Annotated in this window: 9 protein-coding genes and 1 pseudogene; 1 reads left to right on the top strand and 9 read right to left on the bottom strand. The window is 64.6% G+C overall.

The genetic code is table 11. From position 1 onward, the window contains the following. Positions 1–692 precede the first annotated feature (692 nt). The 7 genes from AC32QD_RS07370 to cuyA all read right to left on the bottom strand — a co-directional run bounded on the left by AC32QD_RS07370 (position 693) and on the right by cuyA (position 8,150). A complete protein-coding gene (locus AC32QD_RS07370) occupies positions 693–1,472 on the bottom strand; it encodes a hypothetical protein (protein WP_492009843.1) in 780 nt (259 codons plus the stop codon). Positions 1,473–2,252: 780 nt separating this feature from the next. After that, positions 2,253–3,134, bottom strand: coding sequence for an ABC transporter permease subunit (locus AC32QD_RS07365; RefSeq protein WP_492009842.1), 882 nt, complete (start codon positions 3,132–3,134; stop codon positions 2,253–2,255). Next, complete coding sequence (locus tag AC32QD_RS07360; protein ID WP_492009841.1) at positions 3,131–3,916, bottom strand: taurine ABC transporter ATP-binding protein; 786 nt, start codon at positions 3,914–3,916, stop codon at positions 3,131–3,133. The genes AC32QD_RS07365 and AC32QD_RS07360 overlap by 4 nt, the downstream gene beginning before the upstream one ends. 80 nt (positions 3,917–3,996) lie before the next feature. Next, the gene (tauA, locus tag AC32QD_RS07355) at positions 3,997–4,995 is read right to left on the bottom strand and encodes a taurine ABC transporter substrate-binding protein (protein WP_492009840.1); all 999 of its coding nucleotides are present in this window, start codon (positions 4,993–4,995) and stop codon (positions 3,997–3,999) included. A 25-nt stretch (positions 4,996–5,020) separates the two neighbouring features. Continuing rightward, positions 5,021–5,896: a cysteate racemase gene (gene cuyB, locus AC32QD_RS07350; RefSeq protein WP_492009839.1), complete on the bottom strand. Its 876-nt coding sequence runs from the start codon at positions 5,894–5,896 to the stop codon at positions 5,021–5,023. Further along, positions 5,893–7,104 carry a DegT/DnrJ/EryC1/StrS family aminotransferase gene (locus AC32QD_RS07345; protein WP_492009838.1) on the bottom strand — a complete coding sequence of 404 codons (1,212 nt, stop codon included), beginning with the start codon at positions 7,102–7,104 and terminating at the stop codon, positions 5,893–5,895. Before AC32QD_RS07345 ends, cuyB begins: the two co-directional genes overlap by 4 nt. A 20-nt stretch (positions 7,105–7,124) precedes the next feature. Further along, positions 7,125–8,150 carry a D-cysteate sulfo-lyase gene (gene cuyA / locus AC32QD_RS07340; RefSeq protein WP_492009837.1) on the bottom strand — a complete coding sequence of 342 codons (1,026 nt, stop codon included), beginning with the start codon at positions 8,148–8,150 and terminating at the stop codon, positions 7,125–7,127. A 110-nt stretch (positions 8,151–8,260) separates the two neighbouring features. On the opposite strand from cuyA, the gene AC32QD_RS07335 reads away from it, so the two are divergent. Beyond that, positions 8,261–9,169 (top strand): LysR family transcriptional regulator, encoded by a 909-nt coding sequence (locus tag AC32QD_RS07335; protein ID WP_492009836.1) that lies wholly within the window; start codon positions 8,261–8,263, stop codon positions 9,167–9,169. Between the two features lie 565 nt (positions 9,170–9,734). Here AC32QD_RS07335 and AC32QD_RS07330 read toward each other — a convergent pair. Further along, entirely contained in the window at positions 9,735–10,442 is a 708-nt protein-coding gene (locus tag AC32QD_RS07330) for an IS6 family transposase (protein ID WP_492009835.1), read from the bottom strand. A gap of 58 nt (positions 10,443–10,500) precedes the next feature. Further along, positions 10,501–10,636 (bottom strand): annotated as a pseudogene (locus AC32QD_RS07325) (IS3 family transposase); the annotation flags it as partial.

Here is a 10,636-nt window from a genome sequence, read left to right as displayed (position 1 = left end):
TTCGACGAAATGGACGAGGTCACCGGCGACGGGTCCGCCGAACTGCTCGAAGATGGATCGCTCGAGATCGAGTTCGCCTACCACCGAGGCGACGAGGCCGTCCTAAAGGCCTTCCGGGAGAGTTCTTCAACAGCCTGCTAACGCGAAGGCAGCACTGAATCCGTTTTAGGCCGCTGCGCAACCGCCAGCGCAAAGCAGCAGGTGCAATGCTCGCCAGCGGGCTGGCTTGGCGTTGCGCCGAAAGGCCAAAAGGAGACGCTGCCGTCATTGCGGGCAGGATCGCGATGCGCCCGCGATCACCACGAGCGCCGGCTTTTGGTCCCGTTCCCTGGCGCTTGCGGCCCGCCTGTTGCAGCGGGCGCCCTGAGGCCGGCTCGTCGACCTGTTCACCCCGCCCGAATGTGCCAACGCCGTGGGCACCGATGGATACGATGCAGGCGGATCGGGAGTCGCTTCAGGGGGCCCGCGACCCGATGGCGACGGGGTGTGCACATTGCACATCTTCGTAACACATTGAAATCACGGCAATAAAAAATCTGTGCAATCGGAACGCGTCTCTGCTTCGAGAGATTGGCCTCGGCTCGTCGGGCCGGCATCATGTCCCCGGAGCAGCACTTGGGTCGGGCAAAAGGTGCTGCACGTGATTTCCGCGGCGGTACCAGACGGCCGTGGCCGGCCGGCCGCGCGGCGCCTCAGGTGCCCGTTTTCAAAGCTCGCTTGACGTGCGCCTGCCGCCCGGGCGCAAAGGCGCCTTCGCGACTGAGCAAGAGCGAGGTGCCGGCGTGCTTGACCGCAAGGCCGCGCCGGAGGACGTAGATCATGATTTCGTCCCAGTTCGCGCAATCCGGCCAGCTCGCCTCCGCGTCGATCGCCAGGCGCTCAACGGCGCCGGCCTGAATCACGCTTAGGATGCCGGGAAAGGGCGTCGGAGCCTCACAGACGATCAGGGTGATCTCTTCCTCGGCGACGACGAGATCCAAATCGACCACCGGAACCGTCGTTTCCCTCTGCCAGGCGGGCTGGGGCACCGTCGAGGAGGTTCGCAGGTCCCGCCGTCCATAGAAAGGAACCGATCCTGGGTTCCCGCACCCTGGTGTCGCATTGAGGGTTTCGACCCAGCCGACGCCATTTAGCGCATGCACGCGCTCGAGATAGGGTACGAGCGTCGCGTCCGCTTCGAGCGCCAGCACCCGGTCAATCCCGGGACACTTCGCGACAAGGGTCGAAATGACTCCAAGGCCCGCGCCGATCACCAGCACGCGATCGCCGGGCCGAACCGCGTCGGGCAGGAGATCGATCAGTCCGGAGCTGTATGTGCCGGTACAGATCGCGCCGCGAATCTCGGGCACGAGAAAATCCGCATCCCTTGGGCTGTCCATCGGCAATGTGACACCGGCCGGATGCATCAGACGCGCCGGCAACGCCGGCTTGAGACGACTAGTGAGGTCGACTACGCAGGACACCGCTTTCACCCATATGCAATTCTAATGAAGCATTAAGGTTAATAATAACTCGGTGACCGTGGCGCGATTTTGGCAAGAAATTGTCGATATTTTGAGGGCTTAGAAATAGATCATCCGCCGGCAATCTTTCGGTTGATTTGACCGCACAGCCGGCACCCGGGTGGGATGAACATCATCGCTGCCGACATGGGGCGAAGCAATCTGGCGCGGCCCCGGCCCGGCCCCGATTCAGGAGGCCGATCTTGTGCGCAGAATGGCCCATACGCGCCTTGAGTGCATGCGGTAGCGGCCGAAGGCGGTCGGAGCACCCGGAGACCCGTGCATCTCGGGGACCCAGGATGCCACCGGGGCGAAACAGGTCTTTGCTGGAAACGGGTCGTCTTCGCTCGGGCACGTGCCGGGTCGCCTTGCTCGAGGGAGGGGTGACGACAACTTTGCCCGGAGTCGCCCGTCCACGTGACCCCCAAGCGGGAGAATTCGACCTGTCGCCGCCGATGCGCCGGGCTTGGCGATACGGCCGAACCACGCCGAATTCACGCGTCCAGGCAGCTCAGAGTGATGCGCCCGTCTCGCCGTGCCAGCTTTGACCGAACGCTGCCCTTGGCAACTTTCCCGATGGGGCGCCCCAGGCCGCTCGGGCCGGCTGATCCGGTTCTTTGATCCGAGCGCCGGCAACGCGACGGGCTGGCCGAGGTCATTGCCTGGCTTGGCGAACCTCCGGTCTTTGCCACTGAGCAATTGTCGAGGGGCGCCCCACTGTCGGCCCGGGGATCATGAGCCTGAGCCGAATTACATCTTGCCCTTCCACGGCACGATCTTGCGTTCGCAGAAGCGCATCAGCATGTCGAAAAGATAGGCGATGGCGGCGATCACGATGATCCCCATGATGACCACCGCGGTCTGCAGGAATTGCGACGCCGACAGCACCATGTAGCCGATCCCCTGGGTGGCGGCGACCATCTCGGCAGCCACCAGGGTGGTCCAGCCGAAGCCGATGCCAATACGCATCGCAGTCAGGATCTCGGGCATCGCGGAGGGAAGGATGACATGCCGCACCACCTGCCAGCGGGTGGCGCCGAAGGAGTAGGCGGCGTGAATTTGCTCGATCGCCGCCGAGCGCACCCCGGCACGCGCGCCCAGAGCAACCGGCGCGAAGACCGACAGGAAGATCAGCAGCACCTTCGAAGTTTCGCCTATGCCGAACCAGATGATCATCAGTGGCAGGTAGGCAAGCGGCGGAATCGGTCGGTAGAACTCGATCGGCGGATCGAAAATGCCGCGGATCACCGGGCTGATGCCCATGGCAATGCCAAGAGGAATCCCGATGGCGCAGGCGAGCAGGAAGGCGCTGAACACGCGCGCTGTCGAGATCGCGATATGCTCCCACAAGGGTGACCCCGTGAAGCCGTTGTTCCACACGGAGATGAATTTTCCGGCAACGGCCTGCGGCGAGGGTACGAAAAGCGGTGCGACCCAGCCCATGGTCGTGACCAGCCACCAGAAGAACAGCAGTGTGAAGATCGTCGCTATGCTCAACACCATGCTGTCGCCGGACCCCGGGACGCCATAGGTTTCGCCGGGCCGTGTCGGCCGTCCGCGCGCCAGCCGCTTGAAAATGCCGACCACGAGAGACTGGGAACCGGTTGATTTCTTCTTGCTCGCGTCGGTCATGCGAACTCCTCATCCGCGAAGATGATGCCGAGCACCTTCTCGCGGATCTCGATGAACTCGGGGGAAGCCTTGACCGTTCGCGCGCTGCGCCCGTCAAGGAACTGTTTCGAGAACTCCAGGTCGAAAGTATGCGCGATCCGGCCGGGGCGCGGAGACATCACGACCAGCTTGGTGCCCATGAACAGGGCCTCTTCGACGCTGTGTGTAATGAAGAAAACCGATTTGCCGGTGTCATTCCAGATGTTCAGTATCAGTTCCTGAGCCTTCTCGCGGGTCAGCGCGTCGAGCGCGCCAAGCGGCTCGTCCATCAGCAGCAGCTTCGGATCGCAGGTGAGCGCCCGGGCGATGCCGACCCGCTGCTGCATGCCGCCCGACAGTGCGTAGACCGGCGAGTTCTCGAAGCCCTCTAGGCCGAGCAAGCCGATGAAACGCTCGGCGACCTCGTAGCGGGCCTTCTTGGCGTGGCCCTGCAGCATCAGGCCGAAAGCCACATTTTCGCGGACCGTGAGCCAAGGCAGCAGGGCGTGCTTTTGGAAGACCACCGAGCGGTCGGCGCCCGGTCCCTCGATGTCGGCGCCGTCCAGAAGGATCCGGCCGTCGGTCGGGGCGAGGAACCCGGCGATGAGGTTCAGGAGCGTCGACTTCCCGCACCCGGAGGCACCCAGCGCCACGACAAACTCGCCATCGGCGATTTCCAGATTGATCCGCTGCAGGGCTTCCGTTGGAGGCCGCCCGTCGACGCCAGGATAGACGACCGATGCATTCTCGATTTTCAGGCCCATCGTAACCGCTGCCTCCCTGTATCGTCCCGGCCGCTGCGGCGCAGCGGCCGGGACATTTGCGGCGGCTGGCTGCCGCTAGATCACTTCACGGCCGCTTTCAGGTATTCGGTCGTGATGGCGCGAGAGTAATTGTTCAAGACCTTGCCCAGCCGGCCGGCGGATTTCAAGAACGCGGCCGTTTCCTTCGTTGCCTTGGCAATGCCGCCGCCCATCCACTGCGGCTTGAGCTGCTCGGACAGGGGCAGGAACTTGTAGCCCTCCAGGGTCACCGGAATATTGCTCGGATCGGCGCCCGTCTGGGCGGCGATCGCCTTGATCTGCGGGCTGTCCGGGGTCCAGGCCTTGGGATCCTTGAGGTAGGCCTCATTCGCCGTGTTGACCGCCTTCATGAAGGCAACCAGCGACTTCTTGTGGCTTTTCGCGAACTCCTTGTTAACGACCCAGACGTTGAAGGTCGGATAGCCCCACTTGGCCGTCGTGTCGGCGCCGAGCAGGCGCTTGCCGGTCTTCAGGATCTCGGTCTGCGCCGGTGGCCAGACGAAGGCGGCGTCGATTGCCTTCTGATGCCAGGCGGCGACGATCTGGTCGGGAGACATCCCCATGATCGTGACCTGGTTCTCCTTGATCCCGGCGTGCTTCAGAGCGCCCATCAGCGAGAAATGCGAGGTCGACCCCAGAGGTGTCGCGACCCGCTTGCCCTTCAGGTCGGCCAGCGTCTTGATGCCGGTTCCGTCGCGCACGATAAGCGACTCCGACGTGCCGATGACGTAGTCGACCATGAAGGCCTCCATGTCGACGCCCTGCGTCGCGCCGATGGCGAAGGGCGAGGAGCCGAGCTCGGCCAGCTTGACGTCGCCGGAAGCCATTGCCGCGATCACGTTGGTGCCGGACTCGAACTTGCGCCAGTCGATGTTCCATCCGGTCACGGACTTCAGCGTGCCGTCGTGCGCGGCCATCTGCTCCGGCACCGGATCGCCAAAGGTGCCGATGATCACTCTGTCGGCCGCCTGCGCCGCCGTCGCCACTAAGGCTGCGACGGCGAGACCGCCGAGGACTGCGCCTATACCTTTACCCTTCATTGCTACCTCCTGTTCACGCGTGCTTCTAGAGAGCCGAGTCCGACGACACGCCATCGGTTCGGCAGTTGCTCGAAACTCCTCTCGGAGACGAAAGCGACCCGCCCTGGACGAGGGATCGCCACGTAGCTAGACCGCTCTCGCGCGGTCGGTGTCCGGTGTCGTCGCGCTGTCCCCGGGGCGCGGCGCCGGTGGAGAAAGCGACCACGGCGGCGGCCAGGACGTCGATGGTGTCGAGGACGGGGACATCGCGGGGAAGGCTGTCGGCGATTATCGAGAGCTCGGTGCAGGCGACGAGCAGGACATCGACGCCCACCGCGCGCAGTTCGGCCGCAGTCTCGCGAAGCATACTCCTGGCGGCGTCGCTGGGCCCAGCCGCCTTGATCTCCTTGATGCACCCGAGCAGCCGCCGCGGCGCGCGCGGGTAGACCGGCTCCAGCCCGCGGGCGGCGAAGGCGGGTTCGAACACCTTCGCGATGCCGATCGCCGGCGAGGCCAGCATGCCGATCCGGCGGCCCGCGCCGGCCCCGGCCGGCCAGTCCATGCCGGCGAGATGGTCGGCCGACAGCTCGACCATGTCGAGCAGCGGGATCTGCACCGCCTCGCGCAGCCGGGGCGCGAAATGGTGCGCGCTGTTGCAGGGCATCGCCAGCGCTTCGACACCCGCCGCCGCCAGGCCACGCGCCATCCGAGCCAGCTCCGCCCCCGGGTCCGTGCCGGTCCCCTCGACGATCGCCTCGATGCGCGACGGCACCTGGGGATTGTTGTCAACCAGCATCGGCACGTGGTCGCAGTCGTTGCTGGCCCGGGTCATTGCGATGACGCGCGACATCAGCAGGACGGTGGCCTGCGGCCCCATGCCGCCGAGAACGCCGATGCATCGCATTCTCGCCGCCCCGCTCATTCCGTTGCCTCCTGCGCGGCGAGGTTCGCCGCCGCCTGGGCGATGATGTTGCCAATGTGCGCACAGTCCGCGACCGAGAAGGTCAGCGGGATGCGCATGTCGAACAGCCCGGAAAGAATTTCGTCCGTCGCCGGCAGGGCTTGCGGGTCGACGTAGCGCCAGCTCCGGTGGGTGCTGGTGAAGCCGACCGGCTCGGCATTGCCGAACCATTTCAGCTCGACGCCCAGCTGGGCGCAGTCGGAGACGAAGCGGCGTGCCGCCTCGGCGGTGATGCCGGGGACGAGGAACTGGATCGAGCTGCCGACATAGCGTTCCTGCATCGGGCGCACCGGCAGGTAGATCGGGCTCGCATGGCGCAGCCTCGCCGCGACCATCTGGTAGCGCTCGTTCCAGCGCTCGACATTGCTGTCGAGGGCAGCGAGCTGCGGCCGCAGGACCGCGGCGCGCAGGTTGTCCATGCGGCCCGACAAGTTCGGGGTGTTGAGCCTGATGTTCTCGAACGCCGATGGATCGGGCGCGGCGCCATGGCGCTCATAGAGCATGTAGGACCCCGACATCATGATCGCCCTTGCCATCAGTTCGGGATCGTTCGAGGTGAGCAGACCGCCCTCGCCGGAGTTCATGTGCTTGTAGGTCTGGGTGCTGAAGCAGCTCGCCACGCCGAAGGTGCCGCTTTTGCGGCCGGTCCAGGATGCGCCCATGGTGTGCGCGCAGTCTTCGATCAGGACGAGGTCGTGCCGGGCGACGATCGCGGCGAGCGCATCCATGTCGGGCAGATGGCCGCGCATGTAGGACATCATCAGGAAGCGGGCGCCACTATGTGCGATCTTGCGCTGAAGATCGTCCATGTCGATCACGAGATCGCGCGTGATCTCGACGAACACCGGCCGCCCGCCGGCGTTGACGATGGCGCCCGGCACCGGCGCGAGCGTGAAGGCGGCGGTCAACACCGGCTCGTCCGGTTGCAGGCCCGCCGCCCGCAGCGCAATGTGCAGTGCATAGCCCCCCGACGCGCAGGCGAGGCAGTACCGGCTGCCCTGGTAGGCGGCGAATTCCCGCTCCAGCAGCGCGGCTTGGGAAGGCTCGGCGCCGACGACATTGTACCGGTGCAGGCGACCGGACCGGAGCACGTCGAGAGCCGCCGCGATGCCGTCTTCGCCGATCGGCTCTTGCTGCGTGAAGTTGCCGTTGAAGGGCCGGAGTTTCATTGCCGGCTTCCCTGACGTCGCTACTGTGCCGCCATCTGGCCGGAACTGCCGAAATCGAACTCGGCAGTGTAGCCGAACAGGGCCGCGGAACCACCCGTGTGGACGAAGACGACCCGCTGACCGGCCTTGAACCGGCCCTTGCGGACAAGGTCTATCAGGCCGGCCGCCCCCTTCCCCGAATAGACCGGGTCGAGCAGAATTCCTTCGAGCCGGGCGAACATCTCGATCGCCTCGATGGTGTCGGGGGCGGGGATGCCGTAGCCCTCGCCGACATAGCCGCAGTCGGCGACCACGTCGCCGCGCGTGACGACGCCCGGGCAGCCCAGATTTTCGGCCGTCGCCGTCGCCAGTTTGAAGACATTTTCTTCCTGCTTGTCCTTGGGCGCGCGCACGCCGATGCCGAGCAACGGGATGTTGGCGTTGATGGCTTTCAAGCCAGTGATCAGGCCGGCCTGGGTGCCGGCGCTGCCGGTGGCATGGACGATGTGATCGATGACGAGGTCGCGGTCGTTGGCCTGGGCGACCAGTTCCATCGCGCAGTTGACATAGCCTAGGGCGCCGGTCGGGTTCGAGCCGCCGCCGGGGATCGTGTAGACTTTGCGCCCTTGGGCGCGGAACCGCTCGGCGACCGCCTCCATCTCCGCGTTCATGTCGAGCCCGCCGGGCCGCTTTTCCGCCGTTGCGCCGTGCAGGAAATCCAGGAACACGTTGCCGTTGTGATTATAGTTGGGGTCGTCCGAGCCCCGGCGGTCCTCGAGCAACAGATGGCACGGGATCCCGAGACGCGCTGCGAAGGCCGCCGTCTGGCGGGCATGGTTGGACTGGGTGGCACCCTGGGTCATCACCATGTCGGCGCCGGTCGCCTGCGCCTCGGCCATCAGGAATTCCAGCTTTCGGGTTTTGTTGCCCCCGGTCGACAGGCCTGTGCAATCGTCGCGCTTGATCCAGATCTCCGGCCCGCCAAGTTCGCTTGAAAGCCGCTTCAATGGCTCGAGCGGCGTCGGCAGATGCGCCAGGTGAATCCTTGGGAACCGCGCGAGATGCATTGGATCCTCCCTTTCTATGATGCGCCAACCGAACCGTGGCGCCGCTGTGGGCGGATTGCAAATGCAAATTTGCTGACCTATCATGCAACAATCGCATAATAGGACTCGACGTGCGATACGAATGGATCGAAGATATCCTTTCGCTGATCAAGGCGGGGTCGCTGACCCGTGCCGCCGAACAATGCTATCTGAGCCAGCCCGCCCTGTCGCGCCGGATCCGCGCGATCGAGGAATATCTCGGGGTTGAAGTGCTCGACAGGCGTCGCAAGCCGGCCCAGATCCGGCCCGAGATCGCCGACCAGCGCGAGCGCCTGGAAATCCTCGTCTCAGGCTTTCGCGACCTGCTTTTTGACCTGCGCCAGAGGGGTCGAAAGACGGGCAACCGGGTCGTCATCGCGTGCCAGCACGCTGTCACCACGTCGATTGCGCCGTCGGTCGTGAAGCGGCTGTCGGCGGACATGGAGGCGAGTGTGCGGCTCCTTTCTGCCAACCGGGACGAATGCTTCGCCTTCCTGCTGACCAAGCAGGCCGACCTGACACTGACCTACCGAGTGCCCGACGAGGATCTGCCACTGGAGCACTCGTTCCTGGAGGAGTGCGACTTCGGTCGCGAGGATCTGGTCCCGGTCTACGCGACCGATGCACTCGACGATCTGAACGAGCAATATCGCAGTGGCGAAGTACCGGTGGTCCTGTATCCGGGCGACGTGTTCTTCGGCAAGGTGATGAGCCGGGAAATCCTGCCGAAGCTTCGTCTGCAGATGGTCCTGAGGCCGAAGGCCGAAACGGCCCTGACCCTGGCCGGGCTGCAACTTGCCCTTGCCGGCGTCGGCGTCGCCTGGGTGCCGCTGTCCCTGGCGGCGGCGGAGATCGCGGCCGGAAATCTCACCAATCTGAGCCATCTGTTCAGGAGTACGCCGCTGTCGGTCACTGCACTGCGGCTCGTGGGCGCGAGATCGCCCGTGGAACAGGACGTATGGGACGTCATTAACGGACTGAAGGCGACCATGTCCGGTTGAGCAGAAGGATCTCGGCGCCCGCCAGGGTCCTCGGCCGTCGTTGAGAGAACCTGGAACTGCTGGCGCTCAACTGCTCACTCTCCTCCGGCGAATACCCCTGGCGCATCGCCCGGCGGATGCCCTTGATGACCTTCTCTATAGACGGCTTTTCCGGGCTTTTCCGGCCCCGGTTTTGTCTCATCACCACTCCTTGGCGGTTGCGACGAGCCGGATACACTCCATTGCGAAGTCACATCAGATGTGCCGAAGGCGCTGACGTCGGACAGTTGGTTGCGCGCCTACCGGCGCGCCGACCCTGTTATCGCGGCCGAAATGGCGGCAATTCCCTGTTATCGACCAAACCCACCTTCGCATCCGACGAGCGGAGACTGGGCCCGGAGCGCTGGCTGTAAGCGCCCGGATAGCGGCGCAAGCCAGACCCGGCGAATGGGAAATGAGGCGAGAAAGCAGCCCTGTTCCGGGCGGTTGAGGCGTCGGTCTGCGAACGGAGACAGGTTGCCGGCGTCGCTGGCGGTGCTGTCAGACCAATGCGAACCAGTCTCAGTTTCCCCTAGAAAGCCGAGTGTCAGGCCGCGCCGAGCTGACGCCACTCGGCGAGAGCGGCAGTGCGGTTGAGCTTGAAGACGTCTCGGCTGGAGAGGCTGCGTTCGTGGTTGAAATGGTTGTAGACGGAGGACTGGACGGCGGCGAACTTCTGCAGGCTCCGCATACGACGGAAGCGGAGCATGGCTCGCTCTCGTCGTCGTAATAGCAGGTGCGAATTCTCGACCCTGTTATTGAGCCAGCGACCGGTCGCCTGCAGATTCGCCGCTCCGATTTCCGTCAGTGCCGCCCGATACGATGGAAGCCGATCCGTGACCATCCGCTCGGGTTGGCCGTACCGGCGCATCAGTTTCCTGAGGAATTTCAATGCCGCCTTCCTATTCCGACGTTTCGTAACGACGGCTTCCAGCACCTCGCCCTCGTGATCGATGGCGCGCCAGAGGTAGTTGCGCTCGCCATTGATCTTCACGAACAGTTCGTCGACATGCCAGCACCAATTCGAGAAGCTCCGCATCCGTTCAACACGCCTGCGCCGGATCTCAGCCGCGAACATCGGCCCAAACCGGTTCCACCAGAAACGCACCGTCTCGTGGCTGACGTCGATCCCGCGCTCGTGCAGCAGGTCCTCGACATTCCTCAGCGACAGCGGGAACCGGACATACATCATTACCGCCAGGCGGATGACCTCTGGGCTCGTCTTGAAATAGCGGAACGGGTTCGGGATGCTCATCGCGAGAGGCTACGATCCGGCCAATGACGGCTCAAGCCGGTTTGCTCTGACAGGGCCCGTCGATGATATTGAGGGTGCGGTAGGGCCGGCCGTCATGGGTGCGGTCCTGGACGAAGTCGTAGGACCAGACATGGTTCGGCCGCTCCGGGCGCAACCGGATGCAGGAGCCGTCATTGAGCCAGAGCCTGGCCCTC

This window comes from Thermohalobaculum sp. (assembly GCF_058622915.1).
This window is presented reverse-complemented; position numbering and strand designations above follow the sequence as displayed.

Excerpts from the sequence above, each read along its gene's own strand:
- cuyA (WP_492009837.1), bottom strand. The coding sequence starts at position 8,150 with ATGCATCTCGCGCGGTTCCCAAGGATTCACCTGGCGCATCTGCCGACG.
- cuyB (WP_492009839.1), bottom strand. The coding sequence starts at position 5,896 with ATGAGCGGGGCGGCGAGAATGCGATGCATCGGCGTTCTCGGCGGCATG.
- tauA (WP_492009840.1), bottom strand. The coding sequence starts at position 4,995 with ATGAAGGGTAAAGGTATAGGCGCAGTCCTCGGCGGTCTCGCCGTCGCA.
- AC32QD_RS07330 (WP_492009835.1), bottom strand. The coding sequence starts at position 10,442 with ATGAGCATCCCGAACCCGTTCCGCTATTTCAAGACGAGCCCAGAGGTC.
- AC32QD_RS07365 (WP_492009842.1), bottom strand. The coding sequence starts at position 3,134 with ATGACCGACGCGAGCAAGAAGAAATCAACCGGTTCCCAGTCTCTCGTG.
- AC32QD_RS07360 (WP_492009841.1), bottom strand. The coding sequence starts at position 3,916 with ATGGGCCTGAAAATCGAGAATGCATCGGTCGTCTATCCTGGCGTCGAC.
- AC32QD_RS07345 (WP_492009838.1), bottom strand. The coding sequence starts at position 7,104 with ATGAAACTCCGGCCCTTCAACGGCAACTTCACGCAGCAAGAGCCGATC.